Source organism: Pseudomonas sp. HMSC063H08 (genome assembly GCF_001813645.1).
Taxonomy (GTDB): Bacteria; Pseudomonadota; Gammaproteobacteria; order Pseudomonadales; family Pseudomonadaceae; genus Pseudomonas; species Pseudomonas aeruginosa.
In genome coordinates this window covers 21,406-41,816 of the sequence record NZ_KV813412.1, presented here as the reverse complement: position 1 = coordinate 41,816, position 20,411 = coordinate 21,406, and the positions used below count along the sequence as shown (strand labels likewise).

The 20,411-nt window shown below is 64.3% G+C and carries 19 protein-coding genes; 2 read left to right on the top strand and 17 right to left on the bottom strand.

Going from position 1 to position 20,411, the window contains the following annotated elements:
• Window positions 1–42 precede the first annotated feature (42 nt).
• From HMPREF2924_RS09665 to HMPREF2924_RS09655, 3 genes are read right to left on the bottom strand one after another with little or no spacing between them, the layout of a single operon-like run.
• Complete coding sequence (locus HMPREF2924_RS09665; protein WP_009877910.1) at window positions 43–1,272, bottom strand: hypothetical protein; 1,230 nt, start codon at window positions 1,270–1,272, stop codon at window positions 43–45.
• 36 nt (window positions 1,273–1,308) lie between these two features.
• Window positions 1,309–1,755: a PaaI family thioesterase gene (locus HMPREF2924_RS09660; RefSeq protein WP_003087441.1), complete on the bottom strand. Its 447-nt coding sequence runs from the start codon at window positions 1,753–1,755 to the stop codon at window positions 1,309–1,311.
• Complete coding sequence (locus HMPREF2924_RS09655; protein ID WP_003087438.1) at window positions 1,752–2,225, bottom strand: PaaI family thioesterase; 474 nt, start codon at window positions 2,223–2,225, stop codon at window positions 1,752–1,754. The genes HMPREF2924_RS09660 and HMPREF2924_RS09655 overlap by 4 nt, the downstream gene beginning before the upstream one ends.
• Window positions 2,226–2,397: 172 nt before the next feature.
• Here HMPREF2924_RS09655 and HMPREF2924_RS09650 point away from each other — a divergent pair, with 172 nt between their 5' ends.
• Window positions 2,398–2,634, top strand: coding sequence for a hypothetical protein (locus HMPREF2924_RS09650; RefSeq protein WP_003087435.1), 237 nt, complete (start codon window positions 2,398–2,400; stop codon window positions 2,632–2,634).
• A gap of 58 nt (window positions 2,635–2,692) precedes the next feature.
• Here the strand turns inward: HMPREF2924_RS09650 and HMPREF2924_RS09645 are convergent, their stop codons facing one another.
• The 11 genes from HMPREF2924_RS09645 to sdhC all read right to left on the bottom strand — a co-directional run bounded on the left by HMPREF2924_RS09645 (window position 2,693) and on the right by sdhC (window position 16,717).
• A complete protein-coding gene (locus tag HMPREF2924_RS09645; RefSeq protein WP_003111671.1) occupies window positions 2,693–3,457 on the bottom strand; it encodes a DUF599 domain-containing protein in 765 nt (254 codons plus the stop codon).
• A 145-nt stretch (window positions 3,458–3,602) separates the two neighbouring features.
• On the bottom strand, window positions 3,603–4,916 hold the full coding sequence (gene brnQ, locus HMPREF2924_RS09640; RefSeq protein ID WP_003132922.1) for a branched-chain amino acid transport system II carrier protein: 1,314 nt from the start codon (window positions 4,914–4,916) through the stop codon (window positions 3,603–3,605).
• Window positions 4,917–5,226: 310 nt separating this feature from the next.
• On the bottom strand, window positions 5,227–6,114 hold the full coding sequence (sucD, locus tag HMPREF2924_RS09635) for a succinate--CoA ligase subunit alpha (RefSeq protein WP_003087428.1): 888 nt from the start codon (window positions 6,112–6,114) through the stop codon (window positions 5,227–5,229).
• Window positions 6,114–7,280: an ADP-forming succinate--CoA ligase subunit beta gene (gene sucC / locus HMPREF2924_RS09630; protein ID WP_003087425.1), complete on the bottom strand. Its 1,167-nt coding sequence runs from the start codon at window positions 7,278–7,280 to the stop codon at window positions 6,114–6,116. Before sucC ends, sucD begins: the two co-directional genes overlap by 1 nt.
• A gap of 328 nt (window positions 7,281–7,608) precedes the next feature.
• Window positions 7,609–9,045, bottom strand: coding sequence for a dihydrolipoyl dehydrogenase (gene lpdA / locus HMPREF2924_RS09625; RefSeq protein WP_003087422.1), 1,437 nt, complete (start codon window positions 9,043–9,045; stop codon window positions 7,609–7,611).
• A gap of 68 nt (window positions 9,046–9,113) precedes the next feature.
• Complete coding sequence (odhB, locus tag HMPREF2924_RS09620; protein ID WP_003114264.1) at window positions 9,114–10,343, bottom strand: 2-oxoglutarate dehydrogenase complex dihydrolipoyllysine-residue succinyltransferase; 1,230 nt, start codon at window positions 10,341–10,343, stop codon at window positions 9,114–9,116.
• Between the two features lie 42 nt (window positions 10,344–10,385).
• Window positions 10,386–13,217: a 2-oxoglutarate dehydrogenase E1 component gene (locus HMPREF2924_RS09615; RefSeq protein ID WP_003087413.1), complete on the bottom strand. Its 2,832-nt coding sequence runs from the start codon at window positions 13,215–13,217 to the stop codon at window positions 10,386–10,388.
• 256 nt (window positions 13,218–13,473) lie between these two features.
• Window positions 13,474–14,181 carry a succinate dehydrogenase iron-sulfur subunit gene (locus HMPREF2924_RS09610; RefSeq protein ID WP_003087410.1) on the bottom strand — a complete coding sequence of 236 codons (708 nt, stop codon included), beginning with the start codon at window positions 14,179–14,181 and terminating at the stop codon, window positions 13,474–13,476.
• Window positions 14,182–14,192: 11 nt separating this feature from the next.
• On the bottom strand, window positions 14,193–15,965 hold the full coding sequence (gene sdhA / locus HMPREF2924_RS09605; protein WP_003087407.1) for a succinate dehydrogenase flavoprotein subunit: 1,773 nt from the start codon (window positions 15,963–15,965) through the stop codon (window positions 14,193–14,195).
• 3 nt (window positions 15,966–15,968) lie between these two features.
• Window positions 15,969–16,337, bottom strand: coding sequence for a succinate dehydrogenase, hydrophobic membrane anchor protein (sdhD, locus tag HMPREF2924_RS09600; RefSeq protein ID WP_003104386.1), 369 nt, complete (start codon window positions 16,335–16,337; stop codon window positions 15,969–15,971).
• Window positions 16,331–16,717: a succinate dehydrogenase, cytochrome b556 subunit gene (sdhC, locus tag HMPREF2924_RS09595; RefSeq protein ID WP_003104388.1), complete on the bottom strand. Its 387-nt coding sequence runs from the start codon at window positions 16,715–16,717 to the stop codon at window positions 16,331–16,333. The genes sdhD and sdhC overlap by 7 nt, the downstream gene beginning before the upstream one ends.
• Before the next feature lie 348 nt (window positions 16,718–17,065).
• Between sdhC and gltA the strand changes: the two genes are divergently transcribed.
• The gene (gene gltA / locus HMPREF2924_RS09590; protein WP_003087400.1) at window positions 17,066–18,352 is read left to right on the top strand and encodes a citrate synthase; all 1,287 of its coding nucleotides are present in this window, start codon (window positions 17,066–17,068) and stop codon (window positions 18,350–18,352) included.
• Between the two features lie 115 nt (window positions 18,353–18,467).
• On the opposite strand, the gene HMPREF2924_RS09585 is transcribed toward gltA, so the two are convergent.
• The 3 genes from HMPREF2924_RS09585 to HMPREF2924_RS09575 all read right to left on the bottom strand — a co-directional run bounded on the left by HMPREF2924_RS09585 (window position 18,468) and on the right by HMPREF2924_RS09575 (window position 20,323).
• Window positions 18,468–19,076 (bottom strand): START domain-containing protein, encoded by a 609-nt coding sequence (locus HMPREF2924_RS09585; RefSeq protein WP_003104390.1) that lies wholly within the window; start codon window positions 19,074–19,076, stop codon window positions 18,468–18,470.
• Window positions 19,077–19,209: 133 nt separating this feature from the next.
• The gene (locus HMPREF2924_RS09580; protein WP_003087397.1) at window positions 19,210–19,464 is read right to left on the bottom strand and encodes a YkgJ family cysteine cluster protein; all 255 of its coding nucleotides are present in this window, start codon (window positions 19,462–19,464) and stop codon (window positions 19,210–19,212) included.
• 103 nt (window positions 19,465–19,567) lie between these two features.
• Window positions 19,568–20,323: a hypothetical protein gene (locus HMPREF2924_RS09575; RefSeq protein ID WP_023094783.1), complete on the bottom strand. Its 756-nt coding sequence runs from the start codon at window positions 20,321–20,323 to the stop codon at window positions 19,568–19,570.
• Window positions 20,324–20,411 lie beyond the last annotated feature (88 nt).

The window sequence follows — 20,411 nt, the reverse complement described above, 5'->3', positions numbered from 1 at the left end:
TCAAGCGCTTATGCGAAAAAACCGCGCACCGTCGTGCGACGACTAGCGTTCGAGCAGTTCGAGACGGGCGATCTCCGCCGGGCGCAACAGGTAGCTCGCCTCCCCCGCACCGGGCATTTCCCGGCGGATCACCAGGCGCCCCTCGCTGTCGAGGCCGGTGAAACGGCCCTCGGCGATACGCCCGCGTACCGTAGTGGCCTTGACCAGGCGCTGGCTGTAGCGCTGCGGTTCGACCTGGACCAGCTCCAGGTCGAGGGTGGCGTTGCCCGGCGCCGGCAGCGCCTGCGGCTCGGGCGGCGCCGCCGCGGCCACGGTCGCAGGCTCCGCCGGCAAGGCGGGGAACGCGTCGCCGCGCACCGTCCACTCCCGCCGGGCGTTCTTCTCCAGCGTCAGCTCCAGCACCTGAGTCTGGCCGGCCACCAGGGCCTCGATACGCAGCGGCCGCGCATGGCTGGCCGCGCGCCAGGACGGCGCCCGCACGAGGCTGACGTCGCGGCTGGCGAAGCGTCGCTGCAGATAGTCGCGCAAGACCAGGGCCAGGGTATCGTCGGAGTCGTAGCCCAGGTCGACCTTGCCGTGCCGATAGCGCAGCCGGTCGGTATACAGCTCGACGTGGCCGCTGAGGGTGGTCCGGTAGTCGCTCGGCAGGCTCAGGTGGAACTCGCCCTCCAGGCGGTTCGGCGCCTTGGGCCGCAGGTCCAGGTGCAAGGTATAGCCACGCAGGAGACGACGCGCCTCGGGCAGGTCCTGCTCCGGTTGCAGCCAGCTCAGCTCGACTTCTGGCAACGCGCCGCCGTCCTCGGGCAGCACGTCCAGGCGCAGCGCCCCGAGCGGCTGTGCCGGAAGGCGGATCTGCAGCTCGCGCTGGGCGTAGAAATCGTGCCCCTGGCGCAGGCTCAGCACGCCGCCGATCAACTCGCCGCTCTGCGGCGCGAAAGGCTTGCCGTTGAACTCCCCGCTGAGCGCGATGGCCAGTTCCGCCGGCGGCCTGGCCTCCGGCTTCAGCCAGCGCAGGCTGAGGATCGCCTCCAGTCGCGCAGCGTCGTGACTGGCCAGCAGCGCCAGGCCGACCACCAGCGGGATGCAACCCAGCGCGGCCAGCCCGACGCCCTTGCGCGCCGTACGCCAGTGCACGCCGATATAGGCCAGCGCCACCGGCGGGAAAAGGCTGCCGTAACCCCACAGCAGACCGGTACCGAAGGCCAGGACGATGACCCAGATATAGCCGGCGACCATCAGCAGCAGGCCGCCCAGAATCAGCAAGGCATCCATCGCGATATCCTCAGCCCACTTTCCGCAGCGTACGGCTCACGGCTCGTCCACCTTGAAATGCGCCCGCGCGGTGGCGATGGGCTCGCCCTGGGTGGTCTGCCAGGCGTTGATCGCGACGTTCGCCACCCGTCGCCCCTGGCGCCAGACCTGGCATTGCGCGTAGGTATCGCGGAAGTGCCCGGCACGCAGGTAATCGATGGAGAAATCGATGATCTTCGGCAGGTGCGGAATGCTCATGAAAGTCAGCAGGTGCAACATCGCCGCATGCTCCATGAAGCCGGCGATCACACCGCCATGGATGGCCGGCAGGGTCGGGTTGCCGATGTTGTCCTTGTTCGCCGGCAGGCGGAAGACCATGTCGTCGCCCAGGCGCAGGCATTCGATGCCGAGCAGCTTGGCGTACGGGATCAGCTCCACCAGCGGGCTGTAGTCGTTGTTCCGGCGCGCGTCGCGGACCAGTTGCTCGAGGCTGGTCGGGCTCATGCCGCACCTCCCTGCGCGGCCGGCCTGGCTGCCCCGGAGCGAGCCGAACCGCCCATGCGCATGAAGGCGCCGACGACATGGGCGATGGGCTGGCCCGGATCGTCCTGGTAGGCGAAGCCGCGGGTGAAGATCACGTTCGGCGTGACCCGGTAGCACTCGGCGAAGCCATAGACATCCTTGTGCGGTTCGGCGGGATGCATATAGTCGATGCGCAGGTCGAGCGTCGGGCAGATCTCGAAGTCCGGCAGCACGCAGACCGTGGAAATACCGCAGGTGGTGTCCATCAGGGTGGTGATCGCGCCGCCGTGGACGACCCCGCTTTCCGGGTTGCCGATGATCGCCTGGCTGTAGGGCAGGCGCAGGGTCAGTCCTTTCTCGTCGGCGGCCTCGACCGTCAACCCCAGCACCTGGCAATGACGCAAGGCCGAGAGAAAGCGCCGGGCGCGCTCGAGGAGAGGATTTTCCGACATGACGGCGACCTTGCTGGGAGTTTTCTGGAGGGCGAATCATACCCTGCCGCCAAAGCCCCGACAGCCGGGGTTTTGGACATAACGATCGAAATAGTCGAAGTGTGTGGAACTTCACGCCAGCGCAAATGTTCAAAGGGCTACAACGAGGAAAGCCGCACATGGAGGCTAAACGATGAAAAAGACCGTAACTCTTGCCCTGCTGCTCGCTGCCAGCCTTGGCCTGGCCGCTTGCGACAAGAAAGAGGAAGACAAGGCAGCGGCCCCGGCAGCTCCGGCTACCGAGACCCAGCCGAGCGCTCCGGCTACTCCCCCTGCCGAGCCCAGCGCCCCGGCGCCGTCGAGCGACACTCCGGCAACCCCGCAGACTCCGGCACCGACTCCGGAGCAACCGCAACAGAACCAGCAATAAGTTCTCGTTGACGTACCCTGAAAGAGCCCGCGCAAGCGGGCTTTTTCATGCCCGGGATTCAGCCTCTGGGCACCTCGCCCTCGCCTTCCCGCGGGCTTTCGGCGATTGCGGTCTCGGTGTAGACCATCACCTCCAGCACGTCCGAATGGAACTCGCGGCGATACAGGACCAGCACCACGCCGGCCGTCACCAGCATGAAGAACCAGGAGTTGATGAACCAGGCGAGCATGGCCAGGCCGAAATAGTACGAGCGCAAGCCGAAGTTGAACTGGTTGGCCGCCAGCGAGATGACCCGGGCGGCACGCTCGGCAAAGGATTTGCGCTCCAGCTCGCCGACGTTGCGCTCGCCGATCATCGGTGCCGAGCCGACCAGGATCGCCGCGAAGTTGTACTGGCGCATGCACCAGCTGAAGGTGAAGAAGGCATAGACGAAGACCACTGCCAGGCACAGCAGCTTCAGTTCCGACAGTCCCCGGCTGGCCTCCTCCACGAACGGCAGGTCGGCCAGTACCGAGACGGCGCGATCGGTGGAGCCCAGCAGGGTGAGGATGCCGGCGAGGATGATCAGCGTGCTGGAAGCGAAGAACGACGCGTTGCGCTCCAGGTTGCCGATCACGCTGGCGTCGGCGATACGGTTGTCGCGCAGCAGCAGCCGGCGCATCCAGTCCTCCCGGTAGAGGTGCAGGACGCTGGCCAGGCAGGCGGTGTCGCGGCCCTTCCAGGTGGCGTAGCGGGTGTAGCCCACCCAGCAGAACAGGAACCAGAGCGCCGCCAGCAGGTGTTGCGGCAGGTGCCCGTTGAAAATGCCGAGTTCGGCGGTCATGAAAACTCCCTCTTGAGCCGGCCGGGAATCGCCCCGCCGTTGTTTCGCGCCGTTGGGACGCCGCTCACCGCGGCCAGGACACGACTTTCGTCGGCTCATGAAAAAGGCCGCCCGGAGGCGGCCTTCCTGGGGTTCGCCTGACGTCTCAGGCGACCGCTTCGCGCGGCTTGCCCAGCAGCCGATCGCAAACGACTGCCAGGACCAGCGCAATGGATACCGGCAGCAGCCAGCCAAGGCTTTGATCGGCGAGCGGGAGCTTGGCGAAGACGTCCGGCACCCACCCGTTCAGCTTGGCCGCCCCCAGCCCGTCGACGATGCCGAAGAGCAGCGCGACGATCATCACCGGCACGAACACCCGCGGGGCCGACACCCAGAGGCGGTCGAACAGGCTCAGGGCGATCAGCACGATGGCGAGCGGATAGAGTCCCACCAGAACCGGTACCGAAAGGCTGATCAACTGAGTCAGTCCCTGGTTGGCGACCAGCAGGCTGAACAGCGAGAACACGATCACCACCGTCTTGTACGAAACCGGCAGCAGGTCGCTGAAGAACTCGCCGCACGCCGTGATCAGCCCTACCGCCGTGGTCAGGCAGGCCAGGGTGATGACCACCGCCAGCAACAGGCTGCCGGAAACGCCAAAGGTCTGCTGCACATAGGCGGTGAGGATCTGTACGCCATTCTGGGCGTCGCCGGCGATGCCCTGGCTGGTGGCGCCAAGATAGAACAGCGCCAGGTAGACCAGGGACAGGCCGGTGGCGGCGATGATCCCGGCGATCATGGAATAGCGCGTGACCAGCCGGCTGTCGCTGATGCCGCGGTCGCGAATGGCGGTGGCGATGACGATACCGAAGACCAGGGCACCGAGGGTATCCATGGTCAGGTAGCCCTGCAGGAAACCCTGCACCAGGGGCGCGCTCTGGTACTCGCCGGAACTGCTGCCGATCGCTCCCGCCGGCGCGAAGATCGCCGCGCCGCCAAGAACCAGCAGGGCCGACAGCAGCACCGGCGTGATGACCTTTCCGACCCGGTCGACAAGGCGACCCGGGTTCAGCACCAGGAACAGAACCACGGAGAAGTAAGCGACGGTATAGACGAGCAACGGCGCGCCGCCGTCCCCGGTGAAAGGCGCGACGCCCATCTCGAAGGACACCACGGCTGTACGCGGGGTGGCGAACAGCGGGCCGATGGCAAGATAGACGGCGATGGCGAACGCCACTCCCGCGCGCCGCCCGATCGGCTGGGTCAGGCGGCCAATACCGCCTCCGACCCGGGCCAGGGCGACCACCGTCAGCAACGGCAGGCCGACACCGGTAAGGAGGAAGCCGAAAGCCGCGCTCCATACGTGTTCGCCCGCCGCCATGCCGGCACTGGGAGGAAAGATGATGTTACCCGCGCCGAGAAAAAGCGCGAACGTCATGAAGCCAAGGGCGAGCAGGTCGAACCCTTTCAAATGAGTCATAGGAGGATGTACCACTGGCAGAAGTCTCGGTTGTTCGGGGTTTCCCTTTGGGGGTGTTAGGAAACATCGTCCTTCCGGATGAGGAGGACCGGTCAAGCCGCCCGACCCCTTTTGAGGGCCATGTGGCGCTATAGCTGCAGGCGCGCTGGCCTGCGGGATGATGCGTGGCGCGCCCGGGGTTTTGTCGGACACGAACCGTTGGCAATGATAGCGCATCGCGGCAACATTCGTTTGACGGATGCGATAGAACGACGAAGGCCACCGCTGTGAGGCGGTGGCCTTCGTCCTGGAACTCAGAAAACCCGGGAAATCAGGCCTTCTTCACTTCCCAACCGGTCAGCTCGGCCAGGGCCTTGCCGATGTCGGCCAGGGAACGCACGGTCTTCACACCGGCGTCCTGCAGGGCGGCGAACTTCTCGTCCGCGGTGCCCTTGCCGCCGGAGATGATGGCGCCGGCGTGGCCCATGCGCTTGCCCGGAGGGGCAGTCACACCAGCGATGTAGGACACCACCGGCTTGGTCACGTTGGCCTTGATGAAGGCCGCGGCTTCTTCTTCGGCGGAACCGCCGATCTCGCCGATCATGACGATGGCTTCGGTCTGCGGATCTTCCTGGAACAGCTTCAGGATGTCGATGAAGTTGGAGCCCGGGATCGGGTCGCCGCCGATGCCCACGCAGGTGGACTGGCCGAAGCCGGCGTCGGTGGTCTGCTTCACGGCTTCGTAGGTCAGGGTGCCGGAACGCGACACGATGCCTACCTTGCCCGGCAGGTGGATGTGACCCGGCATGATGCCGATCTTGCACTCGCCGGGAGTGATCACGCCCGGGCAGTTCGGGCCGATCAGGCGTACGCCCAGCTCGTCGCACTTGACCTTGGCGTCCAGCATGTCGAGGGTCGGGATGCCTTCGGTGATGCAGACGATCAGCTTGATGCCGCCGAATGCCGCTTCCAGGATCGAGTCCTTGCAGAACGGAGCCGGAACGTAGATGACCGAGGCTTCGGCGCCGGTGGCTTCCACGGCTTCCTTGACGGTGTTGAACACCGGCAGGCCGAGGTGGGTGGTGCCGCCCTTGCCGGGGGTCACGCCGCCGACCATCTTGGTGCCGTAGGCGATAGCCTGTTCGGAGTGGAAGGTGCCCTGGCTACCGGTGAAGCCTTGGCAGATGACTTTGGTGTCTTTGTTGATCAGGACGCTCATTACTTACCCTCCGCGGCCTTGACGACTTGCTGGGCAGCGTCGGTCAGGCTGGTTGCCGCGATGATGTTCAGGCCGCTTTCGGCCAGGACCTTGGCACCCAGTTCAGCGTTGTTGCCTTCCAGGCGGACGACAACCGGAACCTTCACGCCGACTTCTTTGACGGCGCCGATGATGCCTTCGGCGATCATGTCGCAACGCACGATGCCGCCGAAGATGTTCACCAGGACAGCCTTCACGTTGCTGTCGGACAGGATGATCTTGAACGCTTCGGTCACGCGCTCCTTGGTCGCACCGCCGCCAACGTCGAGGAAGTTGGCCGGCTTGCCGCCGTGCAGGTTGACGATGTCCATGGTACCCATGGCCAGGCCGGCGCCGTTGACCATGCAGCCGATGTTGCCTTCCAGCGCGACGTAGTTCAGCTCCCACTTCTGCGCATGGGCTTCACGGGCGTCGTCCTGGGACGGGTCGTGCATGGCGCGCAGCTTCGGCTGACGGTACAGGGCGTTGCTGTCGATGTTGATCTTGGCATCCAGGCAGTGCAGGTTGCCGTCTTTCTTGATCACCAGCGGGTTCACTTCCAGCAGGGCCAGGTCGTAGTCCTGGAACAGCTTCGCCAGGCCGACGAAGATATGGGTGAACTGCTTGATCTGGTCGCCCTTCAGGCCCAGCTGGAAGGCCAGCTCGCGGCCCTGGTACGGCTGCGCGCCGACCAGCGGGTCGATGGTGGCCTTGAGGATCTTCTCGGGAGTGTCGTGGGCGACCTTCTCGATGTCCACGCCACCTTCGGTGGAAGCCATGAACACGATGCGGCGGCTGGAACGATCGACGACGGCGCCGAGGTACAGCTCCTTGTCGATGTCGGTGCAGGACTCCACCAGGATCTTGCTGACCGGCTGGCCGTTGGCGTCGGTCTGGTAGGTCACCAGGTTCTTGCCCAGCCACTGCTGGGCGAACGCCTTGGCGTCCTCTTTGCTCTTCACCAGCTTCACACCGCCCGCTTTACCGCGGCCGCCGGCGTGCACCTGAGCTTTGACGACCCACTCGCTGCCGCCGATCTTGTCGCAGGCTTCTGCGGCCTCTTCGGGGGTGTCTACGGCAAAGCCCTTGGATACAGGCAGGCCGTATTCAGCGAACAGCTGCTTACCCTGATATTCGTGGAGATTCATGCTTGTCTACCGTTATTCGTCTAGGTATTGCGCATTTCGGCGGAGCGCTCGTGGCACCCCACCACCTGTGACCGTCGCTTCGCGAACCACCCGGCTCGCGAAAAAACAGTCCGGCGGCATACGCCCGCGGCCACCTCGCAACGGTCGCCGGCGCTCACCCGCCGTGGTTCTTCTGAAAGTCTGCCGCCTGCGTCATCCCGACGCAGGCGGCAAACCGTGGATTCTACAGAACCCGGACCCGACAAGGCCAGGAACCTGTCCTGGCCTGACGGACGACGCGTCCCGCGTCGCTGTGACGCCCCTGGCGTGAACCGGGGCGTCGGATCACTCAGCGCTTCTTGCGGTTGGCGATGTGGATGGCATGGCCATTCACCGCCAGGGCAGCTTCGTGCAGGGCCTCGGACAGCGTCGGGTGGGAGAAGACCATCATGCCCAGGTCTTCGGCGCTGGTGCCGAATTCCATGCCGATCGCGCCTTGCTGTACCAGCTCGGCGGCGCTCGGGCCGATCACGTGGACGCCCAGGACGCGGTCGGTCTTCGCATCGGCGATGACCTTGACCAGGCCGGTGGTGTCGTTGGCAGCCATCGCGCGACCGCTGGCGGCGAACGGGAAGGTGCCGACGTTGACTTCGACGCCCTCGGCCTTGAGGGTCTGCTCGGTCTTGCCGACCCAAGCGATTTCCGGGTGGGTGTAGATGACCGACGGGATCAGGTCGTAGTTCATCTGCGCCTTGTGGCCGGCGATGCGCTCGGCGACCATCACGCCCTCTTCCGAGGCCTTGTGCGCGAGCATCGCGCCGCGAACCACGTCACCGATGGCGAAGACGCCCGGAACGCTGGTCTTGCAGTGGTCGTCGACGTAGATGAAGCCACGCTCGTCCAGGGTCACGCCGCTGTCGGCGGCCAGCAGGTCGGTGGTCACCGGGCGACGGCCGACCGCGACGATCAGCTTGTCGAAGGTTTCCTTCTGCTCGCCGTTGGCATCGGTGAAGGTCACGGTGACCTGCTTCTTCTTCACTTCCGAAGCGGTCACGCGGGCGCCCAGGCGAATGTTCAGGCCTTGCTTGGTCAGGACCTTCAGGGCTTCCTTGGCGATCTGCTCGTCGGCAGCCGGGAGGAACTTGTCCAGGGCTTCCAGCACGGTCACCTCGGCACCCAGGCGGGCCCATACCGAACCCAGCTCCAGGCCAATGACGCCGGCGCCGATCACACCCAGCTTCTTCGGCACGGCCTGGAATTCCAGGGCGCCGGTGGAGTCGACGATGATGTCGTCGGTCAGCGGGGCCGGCGGGATCTCCACCGGGCGGGAGCCGGAAGCGATGATCACGTTCTCGGCTTCCAGGACCTGGGTCTTGCCGTCCAGACCGGTCACTTCCACCTGCTTGTTGGCCAGCAGCTTGCCGTGGCCTTCGAAGGAGGTCACGCCGTTGGCCTTGAACAGGGTAGCGATGCCGCCGGTCAGGTTCTTGACGATGTTGGCCTTGCGCGCAACCATCGCCGGAACGTCGATGGTGACGCCCTTGGCTTCGATACCATGGACTTTGAAGGCCTCTTTGGCCTCATGGTACTTGTAGGAGCTGTCCAGCAGCGCCTTGGACGGGATGCAGCCAACGTTCAGGCAGGTACCGCCGAGCGCCACCTTGCCTTCCTTGCCGATGTACTTCTCGATGCAGGCGGTCTTCAGGCCCAGCTGGGCAGCGCGGATGGCGGCAACGTAACCGCCGGGGCCGGCACCAATCACTACCACGTCGAATTTCTGGCTCATATCTCAATCCTTATTCGGGTGAAACCGGACGGCCCCACGAGGGGGCCGCCGTGAAGAGAAACGCTAAATCAGACGTCCAGCAGCAGGCGAGCCGGATCTTCCAGCAGGTCCTTGATCGCCACCAGGAAGCTCACCGCTTCCTTGCCGTCGATCAGACGGTGGTCGTAGGACAGCGCCAGATACATCATCGGCAGGATCACCACCTGGCCGTTCACGGCCATCGGGCGCTCCTGGATCTTGTGCATGCCGAGGATGGCGGTCTGCGGCGGGTTGACGATCGGGGTCGACAGCAGGGAACCGAACACGCCACCGTTGGAGATGGTGAAGGTGCCGCCGGTCATGTCTTCGATGGTCAGCTTGCCTTCCTTCGCCTTCTTGCCGAAGTTGGCGATGCCGCCCTCGATCTCGGCCAGGCTCATGAACTCGGCGTTACGCAGTACCGGAACCACCAGGCCGCGGTCGCTGGAAACGGCAACGCCGATGTCCTGGTAGCCGTGGTAGACGATGTCGTTGCCGTCGATGGAAGCGTTGACCCCCGGGAAGCGCTTCAGCGCCTCGGTGGCGGCCTTGACGAAGAAGGACATGAAGCCCAGGCGCACGCCGTTGTGCTTCTTCTCGAACAGGTCCTTGTACTTCGAACGCAGGTCCATGATCGGCTTCATGTTGACCTCGTTGAAGGTGGTCAGCATGGCCATGGCGGACTGCGCCTCGACCAGGCGCTCGGCGACCTTGGCCCGCAGGCGGGTCATCGGCACGCGCTTCTCGACACGGTCGCCGGCGGCGAAGATCGGCGCCTCGGCAGCCGGGGCGGCAGGCTTGGCCGGGGCGGCCGGGGCGTTCTTCTTCGCTTCGACCGCAGCGACCACGTCTTCCTTGGTCACGCGACCGCCCTTGCCGGTGCCGGCGATGCTGTTCGGATCGATACCGGCCTCCTCGGCCAGCTTGCGCGCGGCCGGGGACAGGATGGCGTCGTCGCCGCCAGCGGCGGCCGGAGCGGCGGCCTGGGCAGCCGGAGCGGCGGCGGGCGCAGCGGCAGCCGGAGCGGCCGGAGCGGCGGCGCCGCCTTCGTTCAGCTTGCCGAGCAGCTCGTTGCTCAGAACGGTGTCGCCTTCGTTCTTGATGATCTCGGCCAGCACGCCGTCAGCCTCGGCGAGAACCTCGATGACCACCTTGTCGGTCTCGATGTCGACGATCAGTTCGTCGCGCTTGACCGCTTCGCCCGGCTTCTTGTGCCAGGTGGCGACGGTGCCGTCGGCGACCGATTCCGGGAAGGTTGGGGCTTTGATTTCGATAGCCATTGTGTGCGTTTCCTTAAATTCGGTTTCTTCAGCGCGTAGGCGTTAAACAGTAAAGGCGTCTTGCAGCAGTTTTTCCTGCTGCTCGGCGTGCATCGAGGCGTAGCCGCAAGCCGGAGCAGCGGAGCCTTCGCGGCCGGCATACTCGAGATTGAGGCCCTTCTTGTGCGCGGCGATGACACGACGCATGTGATGCTGGCTGCAGAACCAGGCGCCCTGGTTCATCGGCTCTTCCTGGCACCAGACGATGTGCTTGAGGTTCTTGTAGGGAGCCAGAACTTCCGCCAGGTCGTCTTCCGGGAACGGATACAGCTGCTCGATACGGACGATCGCGGTATCTTCGCGGCCTTCCGCGCGACGCTTCTCCAGCAGGTCGTAGTACACCTTGCCGCTGCACAGCACGACGCGGTCGACCTTCTTCGGATCCAGGCTGTCGATTTCCGGGATCACGGTCTGGAAGGAACCGTTGGCCAGATCTTCCAGGGTCGAGATGGCGAGCTTGTGACGCAGCAGGGACTTCGGCGTCATCACCACCAGCGGCTTGCGCAGCGGGCGGATCACCTGACGGCGGAGCATGTGGTAGACCTGAGCCGGGGTGGTCGGCACGCAGACCTGGATGTTCTGCTCGGCGCAGAGCTGCAGGTAGCGCTCCAGGCGCGCGGAGGAGTGTTCCGGACCCTGCCCCTCATAGCCGTGCGGCAGCAGCATGGTCAGGCCGCAGAGTCGGCCCCATTTGCTTTCGCCACTGGTGATGAACTGGTCGATGACCACCTGGGCGCCGTTGGCGAAGTCGCCGAACTGGGCTTCCCAGATCACCAGCGAATTCGGCGTGGTGGTGGCGAAACCGTATTCGAACGCCAGCACGGCCTCTTCCGAAAGGAAGGAATCGTAGATATCCAGGCGCGGCTGGCCATCGAACAGATTGGCCAGCGGTACGTAGACCGAGTCGTCCTTCTGGTTGTGCAGCACCGCGTGACGGTGCGAGAAGGTGCCACGGCCGACGTCCTGGCCGGTCATCCGTACCGGATGGCCTTCGAACAGCAGGGTCGCGTAGGCCAGGGTCTCGGCGAAGCCCCAGTTGATCGGCAGGCCACCGGCCGCCATCTTCTGGCGATCTTCGTAGATCTTCGAAACCTGGCGCTGAACCACGAAGCCTTCCGGCACTTCCAGCATCTTGCTGGACAGTTCCTGCAGGGTCTTCAGGTCGAAGCGGGTGTCGTGACGGGCGGTCCAGGCATGGCCCAGGTACGGACGCCAGTCGACGAACAGTTCCTTGTTGGGCTCCTTGACCAGGCTCTTCACCACGTGCAGGCCGTTGTCCAGGGCATCGCGGTAGTCGTCGATCTTCGACTGAACCTGCTCGGCGCTGAGCACGCCGGCGTTCACCAGCGCATCGGCGTACAGCTCGCGGGTAGTACGCTGCTTGGCGATCTGCTGGTACATCAGCGGCTGGGTGCCGCTCGGCTCGTCCGCCTCGTTGTGGCCGCGGCGACGGTAGCAGACCAGGTCGATGACCACGTCACGCTTGAACTGCATGCGATAGTCGACGGCCAGCTGGGTGACGAACAGCACGGCTTCGGGATCGTCGCCGTTGACGTGGAAGATCGGCGCCTGAATCATCTTCGCCACGTCGGTGGCGTACTCGGTGGAACGCGCATCGTCCTGGCGGCTGGTGGTGAAGCCGACCTGGTTGTTGATCACCAGGTGGATGGTGCCACCGGTCTTGTAGGCGCGGGTCTGCGACATCTGGAAGGTTTCCATGACCACGCCCTGCCCCGCGAAGGCGGCATCGCCGTGGATGGAAATCGGTACCACCTTGTCGCCGGAGCTGTCCTTGCGACGGTCCTGGCGGGCACGAACGGAACCCTCGACCACCGGGGAAACGATTTCCAGGTGGGACGGGTTGAACGCCAGCGCCAGGTGGACTTCGCCGCCGCTGGTCATCACGTTCGAGGAGAAGCCCTGGTGGTACTTCACGTCACCGGAGCCCAGCTCGACGATCTTCTTGCCTTCGAACTCGTCGAACAGGTCGCGCGGGTTCTTGCCCAGGGTGTTGACCAGGACGTTCAGGCGACCGCGGTGGGCCATGCCGATGACGATTTCCTTGGCGCCGTAGGAACCGCAGCGCTGGATGATCTCGTCGACCATCGGGATCAGGCTTTCGCCGCCTTCCAGGCCGAAACGCTTGGTGCCCGGGTACTTGGTGCCCAGGTACTTCTCCAGGCCTTCGGCCGCGGTCAGGCGCTCGAGCAGGTGCGCACGCGCCTCGGCGGAGAAGCCGGGACGGCCACGCACGCTTTCCAGGCGCTGGAGGAACCACTTGCGCTGCTCGGAATCGACGATGTGCATGAACTCGGCGCCGAAGGTACCGCAATAGGTGCTCTTCAGGCTGTCGACGATTTCACGCAGGGTCGCCTCTTCCTTGCCGATGTAAAGCTCACCGGTGCGGAAAGTGGTGTCCAGGTCGGCACCCGTCAGACCGTAGTGGTCGATCGACAGGTCGGCAGGCGCGGGACGCTGCCACAGGCCGAGCGGGTCGAGGGTGGAAGCCTGGTGGCCGCGGAGACGGTAAGCGTGAATGAGACGAAGGACTTCGACCTGCTTCTTCTCGTGCTCGCTGCTCACGCTACCGGCGGAAACCGGCTGGGCACGGCGCTGGTTCTTGGCCAGCAGGACGAAATGATCGCGCACTGTGGAGTGCGAGACGTCGGGGGCGGGATTGCCATCGGCGGGAAGCTTCTGGAAATACGTGCGCCACTCTTCTGGCACAGCGTTAGGGTCGTGCAGGTAGAGCTCGTAGAGCTCTTCGACGTAGGCAGCGTTACCACCGGATAGATGGGCACTGTTCCACATCCGCTGCATTACGCTTTCGTGCATGCTAGGTCACCCTCGGTAAGGGGACAACCACCTGGCGAAACCTTGAAGGCTCCGAAGTCCTCAGGCAGCGACATCGGTATGGCCACTACAGATCCCGCAGATAGTCCGGGTACCAGCCCGGATGCCCCTGCTGGTCATATTTTTCAAATCTGGGCCATGGCTTTGTGAGCTTGGCCCGCTTAGTTGCTGCGACGCCGGAAGAACTCCGGCGCCACAGGTGTTGCTAGGTACAACTCATATAACAACTGCGAGAGGATCAGGTTCCGCTCTGCAGCAGCATATTACGCACGTGGCCGATCGCCTTGGTCGGGTTCAGACCCTTCGGGCAAACGTTCACGCAGTTCATGATTCCGCGGCAGCGGAACACACTGAACGGGTCGTCCAGCGAAGCCAGGCGCTCTTCGGTCTTGGTGTCACGGCTGTCGGCCAGGAAACGATAGGCTTGCAGCAGTGCGGCCGGACCGAGGAACTTGTCGGGGTTCCACCAGAAGGACGGGCAGGAGGTCGAGCAGCAGGCGCACAGGATGCACTCGTACAGACCGTCCAGCTTCTCGCGCTCTTCCGGGGTCTGCAGACGCTCGATGGCCGGGGCCGGCGTATCGTTCTGCAGGAACGGCTTCACCTTCTCGTATTGCTTGTAGAAGATGCTCATGTCCACGACCAGGTCACGAATGACCGGCAGGCCGGGCAGCGGACGGATCACCAGCTTGCCGCCCTTCAGGCCGGCGGCCGACAGCGGGGTGATGCAGGCCAGGCCGTTCTTGCCGTTGATGTTCATGCCATCGGAGCCGCAGACGCCTTCACGGCAGGAACGACGGTAGGAGAAGCCCTCGTCCTGTTCCTTGATCAGCGCCAGCACGTCGAGGACCATCACGTCCTTGCCGTTGGTGTCGACCTGGAAATCCTGCATGTACGGCGCAGCATCTTTGTCGGGGTTGTAACGATAAACACTCACTTGCAACATGGCGGGCACCCTTAGTAAGTCCGAACCTTGGGTTCGAATGCCGGAACGGTCTTCGGCGCGAAGTTGACGGAACGCTTGGATACGCGCTTCTCACCCGGGAAGTACAGGGTGTGGCACAGCCAGTTCTCGTCGTCGCGCTCCTCGAAGTCTTCACGGGCGTGGGCGCCACGGGACTCCTTGCGGTGCTCGGCCGCGATCGCGGTGGCCTCGGCCACCTCGAGGAGGTTTTGCAGTTCCAGCGCTTCGATGCGCGCGGTGTTGAATGCCTGGCTCTTGTCGTTGATCTTGACGTTGGCGATACGCTCGCGCAGGTCGGCCAGCTGGGCGATGCCCTTCTGCATGTACTCGCCGGTGCGGAACACACCGAAGTAGTTCTGCATGCAGCTTTGCAGCTCGCGCTTGAGCGGAGCGACTTCTTCGCCGCTGGTGCGCTCGTTCACGCCGTTCAGGCGCTTGAAGGAGGCTTCCAGGTCGCTCTCGGAAGCGCCGCGGGCGTCGATGCCCTCTTTCAGCGCTTTTTCCAGGTGCAGACCGGCGGCACGGCCGAATACCACCAGGTCGAGCAACGAGTTGCCGCCCAGGCGGTTGGCGCCGTGTACCGATACGCAGGCCACTTCGCCCACGGCGAACAGGCCTTCGACGATCTGGTCGTTGCCGTTGGCGTCCTGGGTGATGGCCTGGCCATGGATGTTGGTGGCAACGCCGCCCATCATATAGTGGCAGGTCGGGATCACCGGGATCGGCGCGACGACCGGGTCGACGTGGGCGAAGGTCTTGGACAGTTCGCAGATGCCAGGCAGGCGGCTGTGCAGGACTTCCTCGCCGAGGTGGTCGAGCTTCAGCAGCACGTGGTCCTTGTTCGGGCCCACGCCGTTGCCGGCCAGGACTTCCTTGACCATGGAACGGGCGACCACGTCGCGGCCGGCCAGGTCCTTCGCGTTCGGCGCATAACGCTCCATGAAGCGCTCGCCGTGGGCGTTGATCAGGTAACCGCCTTCGCCGCGGCAACCTTCGGTGACCAGTACACCGGCGCCGGCGATGCCGGTCGGGTGGAACTGCCACATCTCGATGTCCTGCACCGGCACGCCGGCACGCAGGGCCATGCCCACGCCATCACCGGTGTTGATCAGCGCATTGGTGGTGGAGGCGTAGATACGGCCGGCACCGCCAGTGGCCAGGACCACGGCCTTGGAACGGATGTAGACGGTCTCGCCGGTCTCGATGCAGATGGCGATGATGCCGACCACCGCGCCGTCCTGGTTCTTCACCAGGTCGACCGCGTACCACTCGTTGAGGAACGAGGTGCCATTCTTCAGGTTGGCCTGGTACAGGGTGTGCAGCAGCGCGTGGCCGGTACGGTCGGCGGCGGCGCAGGTACGGGCGGCCTGGCCACCCTTGCCGAAGTCCTTGGACTGGCCGCCGAACGGACGCTGGTAGATGCGGCCGGTTTCGGTACGGGAGAACGGCAGGCCCATGTGCTCGAGCTCGAACACGGCCTCGGGACCGACGGAACACATGTATTCGATCGCGTCCTGGTCACCGATGTAGTCGGAACCCTTGACGGTGTCGTACATGTGCCAACGCCAATCGTCGTTCGGGTCGGCCGAAGCGATCGCGCAGGTGATGCCGCCCTGTGCGGATACGGTGTGGGAACGGGTCGGGAAGACCTTGGTCACCACGGCGGTCTTGTGGCCGCCCTGGGCCAGTTGCAGCGCGGCACGCATGCCGGCGCCACCGCCACCGACGATGATGGCGTCAAAGGAAAGTGTACGAATGCTAGCCATGGATCACATACCCCAAAGAATCTGCACACCCCAGACGAAGAATGCGAACATCGCCATGCCGCAAACCGCCTGGAAGAGGAAACGCACGACTGTCGCCGCCTTGCCGAGAGCCATCGAAGTCAGGTAGTCGGTGGAGATGGTCCACATACCGACCCACGCATGGACGCTCAGGGCAACCAGGGTCAACAGGCTGAAGATGCGCATCCAACCCTGCGAGAACAGGCCGTGCCAGTCCGCGTAGGAAATGTTGGGGTGAGCAATGAGGTAGCCCAGCAGGAAAATGACATAAGCCGCGAGAACGACCGCGGAAACGCGCTGGGCCATCCAGTCGTAGAGGCCGGAGCGCGAGAAGTTTGTGACGTTAGTTACCATACCCATACCCCCGCCAGAACGATCAGCACCACCGCGATGGCGATGACGATTTTGGAGCCACGCTTACCGCCTTCCAGCGTCTCGCCGACGCCAGCGTCCATGACCAGGTGGCGAACACCGGCCACCAGGTGGTACAGCAGCGCAGACAGCAGGCCCCAGATCACCAGCTTGGCCAGGGGACTGGTCAGGCACGCCTTCACCTGCTCGAAGCCTTCTTCCGAACTCAGCGACTTGTCGAGCGCGAACAGCAGCACGGCAATACCGAGGAACAGGATGACGCCAGAGATACGGTGGAGAATGGACGTGTAAGCGGTGACAGGGAGTTTGATGGTCCTTAGGTCTAGGTTTACAGGTCGTTTGCTATTCACGGCTTTTTTCACACTGAGAGCCCTAACGAACAGGGCTAGTTGTCGGGAAGTGCACTTGTCAGGTACCCATCACCAGGGAGTGGCGACCGTCTATGAAAGCGGGCCAGGAATACCCCTTGCGGTCGGACGCCGAGTATAGACAGTTAGGCTACTAATGACAACGAAAACACCCATCGCCAAATGGTTGATTGCGGGCCTTTTATAAAAGGCGTAAATAGCCCCCTTTTTCTGCGAAAACCCCGCAACGAAAGGCTCTACGGCATGGATTCGCGCAAATTGACTTTCGAATTTATCCCTCTATAGTGGTGCGGGCCCTGCGTGGGGGGTACTGATGATTTCAAGCATAAATAGGAGGCCATCATGGCTGACAAAAAAGCGCAGTTGATCATCGAGGGCTCAGCCCCCGTCGAACTGCCCGTCCTATCCGGTACCATGGGTCCCGATGTAGTGGATGTACGGGGCCTCACCGCCACGGGCCACTTCACCTTCGATCCTGGCTTCATGTCGACCGCCTCCTGCGAGTCGAAGATCACCTATATCGACGGCGACAAAGGCGTCCTCCTCCATCGCGGCTACCCCATCGAGCAACTGGCGGAGAAATCCGACTACCTGGAAACCTGCTACCTGCTGCTGAACGGCGAGCTGCCCACCGCCGCGCAGAAGGAACAGTTCGTCGGCACCATCAAGAACCACACCATGGTTCACGAGCAGCTGAAGACCTTCTTCAACGGCTTCCGCCGCGACGCCCATCCGATGGCCGTGATGTGCGGCGTGATCGGCGCCCTCTCGGCCTTCTACCACGACTCCCTGGACATCAATAACCCGAAGCATCGCGAAGTCTCCGCGCATCGCCTGATCGCCAAGATGCCGACCATCGCCGCCATGGTGTACAAGTACTCCAAGGGCGAGCCGATGATGTATCCGCGTAACGACCTGAACTACGCGGAAAACTTCCTGCACATGATGTTCAACACCCCCTGCGAGACCAAGCCGATCAGCCCCGTGCTGGCCAAGGCCATGGACCGCATCTTCATTCTCCACGCCGACCACGAGCAGAACGCCTCCACCTCCACGGTGCGTCTGGCCGGCTCCTCCGGCGCCAATCCGTTCGCCTGCATCGCCTCCGGCATCGCCGCCCTGTGGGGACCGGCCCATGGCGGCGCGAACGAAGCGGTGCTGCGCATGCTTGACGAGATCGGCGACGTGTCCAACATCGACAAGTTCGTCGAGAAGGCCAAGGACAAGAACGATCCGTTCAAGCTGATGGGCTTCGGCCATCGTGTCTACAAGAACTTCGACCCGCGCGCCAAGGTCATGAAGCAGACCTGCGACGAGGTCCTCCAGGAACTGGGCATCAACGACCCGCAACTGGAACTGGCGATGAAGCTGGAAGAAATCGCCCGCCACGACCCCTACTTCGTGGAACGCAACCTGTACCCGAACGTCGACTTCTACTCGGGGATCATCCTCAAGGCGATCGGCATTCCGACCAGCATGTTCACCGTGATCTTCGCCCTGGCGCGTACCGTCGGCTGGATCTCGCACTGGCAGGAAATGCTCTCCGGCCCCTACAAGATCGGCCGCCCGCGCCAGCTCTATACCGGCCACACCCAGCGCGACTTCACCGCCCTCAAGGATCGCGGCTGAAACCCGTCACGCCCGGCGAGAAAGGCTGCTTCGGCAGCCTTTTTTGTGCCCGCCCCCTTTCCGCCGGACACAAAAAAACCGCCCCGGAGGCGGTCTTTTTGCAAGGAAGGCGCGCTCAGCGCTTCTCGGCGGCGCTACGCAGGCCCTTGAGGGTGTTCAGCGGCGCGTCGACCACGAAGCTGTTGGCCAACCAGGAAGGAATGCTGCCACCCGGCTCGGTTTCCACCTGGTAGGTCACTTCCGTCACGCCCTGCCCCTTCGGCTGCAACTTCCACTCGCCGACCAGCTTGGGCACGCGGATCTGGCCCTTTTCCTCGGGGATATAGGTCGGATCGGCCTTAAGGTGACGGATCACGGTGCCATCCGCGGTCTTCTCGGTGGTGACATGGATGACCACGTCGCGACCGGTGACCGGCCAGGGCATGTCGATCTTCGAGTAGGTCCAGGCGTCGGCGCCTTCCTGCTTCAGGAGTTTCATCTCGGCGCAGGCATGGATCCACTTGCAGGAACCCTTGACGTCCTCCTGCAGCGCCTCGATGGTCGCCACGTCGGCCTTGATGTCGGTAACGCCGCGATAAGCCTTGTACTTGGAGCCCTGGACACTGCTGAGGTAGACCTTCACGCCGTCCTCGTCCTTGGCCAGCTTCCAGTCTTCGGCCAGCGCATTGCCGGCCACCCCGAACACTGCGGCAGCCAGCACGGTCATACGCAAAATGCCACGCATCGTTCCTGTTCCTCTCTTTATGGTTATTTTCGGTTCGCCGGCCGGGCGGTCGACGCCCTGCAAGCCGCGATCCTGAGCCTTCGGCGCAGGATGCGCAGCAGTATGGCGTGAGACAGCCAGACTTCCAACCCGTTCACGCGGCAGTGATGACTTCCCACTCCGCGATCAGGGCCAGCGCCTGCTCACGGCTGTCGCCGCAGATTTCCGGATCGGCGCCGAACTGGCCGCACACAGCCGGTCGCTCCGGTCGGCCGAACAGCCCGCAGAGATGGTTTTCGTCCAGGTGCAGGCAGCGTACGCCCGCGGGCTTGCCGGCCGGCATGCCCGGCAGCGGAGAGGAAATCGACGGTGCTATGCAGCAGGCGCCGCAGCCGGCTCTACATTGCATGGGAAGGATCTCGCCCGAAAGTTGGCAGAGGAGCGGCCAGGACAGCCGTCCGGAACGGGCGCAAAGAATACGGACCGGCCAGGCCGCCGCCAAGCCCGGCGGATCAGCGGCGCGTTTCCGCCTCGAGACGCGCGCTACGAAGCTGCCACTGCTCGCGGTTGCCGGCAGCGAACAGCCAGGCCCTGGCCGACTCGGTCGCAGCCCGCCATTGCACCCGGCCCGGCTTGCGCAGGTCGAGGGTTTGCGCCGCCATCGAGTGGCCGAGGAAGGCGTTGCCAGCGGAACTCCAGTAGCCGGCGACCCCGGCCGGCAAGACCCAGGAGCGACCTTCCGCCTCGTCATCGACGATACCGGACAAGCGCTCCCCCGCTCCACGCCGCCAGGACAGGGCGACCCGGTTCAGCTCGCTGTCCGCCAGCGCGACGCGCACCTCCACGCCGCCCTGGCGCGGCTCGAACGACAGCTCGTAGGCGCTGAGCCGGCCATCGGCGCAGCGCAGGTGGCCCTTCAGGGACAAGCGTCGACCGACCAGCTCGAAGCTCTCCAGGCTCTGCTCCTGGCAGCGCAACTGCAGGCGACCGGCGCTTTCCCGCCCGGCCCCGAGAAAACCGCCCTCGCTCTCCCACAACGGCGGCCGGGCGCTACCCGCCACTGACAGGGCGAGGCTCTTGCCGCCCCAGCTCAAGCGGTATTCGCCCAGGTTGAAATCGCGCGGGATGGCAAACGCCGGCGGCACCCGCAGCTCGCTCCACAGAGCCGGCTCCCGCGACGCCTGGCTCGCCCACCAGGCGGCCGCCAGCACGACGGCCAGCCCGCTCAAGGCGAGGCCCCAGACCAGCGAGCGCTTGTGCAACCGCATACCTTTCATCCTTTTCCGAGCACCAACCCCTACCGACCGATGCCTGCCCACTTGGTTTTATCGCCGCAGCCAATTAGGCTGCGCCGTC

Bases quoted from the DNA above. Each gene is read 5' to 3' on its own strand.
- sdhD (WP_003104386.1), bottom strand. From the start codon at position 16,337: ATGGTAACTAACGTCACAAACTTCTCGCGCTCCGGCCTCTACGACTGG.
- odhB (WP_003114264.1), bottom strand. From the start codon at position 10,343: ATGGCTATCGAAATCAAAGCCCCAACCTTCCCGGAATCGGTCGCCGAC.
- HMPREF2924_RS09615 (WP_003087413.1), bottom strand. From the start codon at position 13,217: ATGCACGAAAGCGTAATGCAGCGGATGTGGAACAGTGCCCATCTATCC.
- HMPREF2924_RS09585 (WP_003104390.1), bottom strand. From the start codon at position 19,076: ATGCGTGGCATTTTGCGTATGACCGTGCTGGCTGCCGCAGTGTTCGGG.
- lpdA (WP_003087422.1), bottom strand. From the start codon at position 9,045: ATGAGCCAGAAATTCGACGTGGTAGTGATTGGTGCCGGCCCCGGCGGT.
- HMPREF2924_RS09650 (WP_003087435.1), top strand. From the start codon at position 2,398: ATGAAAAAGACCGTAACTCTTGCCCTGCTGCTCGCTGCCAGCCTTGGC.
- HMPREF2924_RS09610 (WP_003087410.1), bottom strand. From the start codon at position 14,181: ATGTTGCAAGTGAGTGTTTATCGTTACAACCCCGACAAAGATGCTGCG.
- HMPREF2924_RS09575 (WP_023094783.1), bottom strand. From the start codon at position 20,323: ATGCGGTTGCACAAGCGCTCGCTGGTCTGGGGCCTCGCCTTGAGCGGG.
- brnQ (WP_003132922.1), bottom strand. From the start codon at position 4,916: ATGACTCATTTGAAAGGGTTCGACCTGCTCGCCCTTGGCTTCATGACG.
- sucC (WP_003087425.1), bottom strand. From the start codon at position 7,280: ATGAATCTCCACGAATATCAGGGTAAGCAGCTGTTCGCTGAATACGGC.
- HMPREF2924_RS09655 (WP_003087438.1), bottom strand. From the start codon at position 2,225: ATGTCGGAAAATCCTCTCCTCGAGCGCGCCCGGCGCTTTCTCTCGGCC.
- sdhA (WP_003087407.1), bottom strand. From the start codon at position 15,965: ATGGCTAGCATTCGTACACTTTCCTTTGACGCCATCATCGTCGGTGGC.
- HMPREF2924_RS09645 (WP_003111671.1), bottom strand. From the start codon at position 3,457: ATGACCGCCGAACTCGGCATTTTCAACGGGCACCTGCCGCAACACCTG.
- gltA (WP_003087400.1), top strand. From the start codon at position 17,066: ATGGCTGACAAAAAAGCGCAGTTGATCATCGAGGGCTCAGCCCCCGTC.
- HMPREF2924_RS09660 (WP_003087441.1), bottom strand. From the start codon at position 1,755: ATGAGCCCGACCAGCCTCGAGCAACTGGTCCGCGACGCGCGCCGGAAC.
- HMPREF2924_RS09580 (WP_003087397.1), bottom strand. From the start codon at position 19,464: ATGCAATGTAGAGCCGGCTGCGGCGCCTGCTGCATAGCACCGTCGATT.
- sucD (WP_003087428.1), bottom strand. From the start codon at position 6,114: ATGAGCGTCCTGATCAACAAAGACACCAAAGTCATCTGCCAAGGCTTC.
- HMPREF2924_RS09665 (WP_009877910.1), bottom strand. From the start codon at position 1,272: ATGGATGCCTTGCTGATTCTGGGCGGCCTGCTGCTGATGGTCGCCGGC.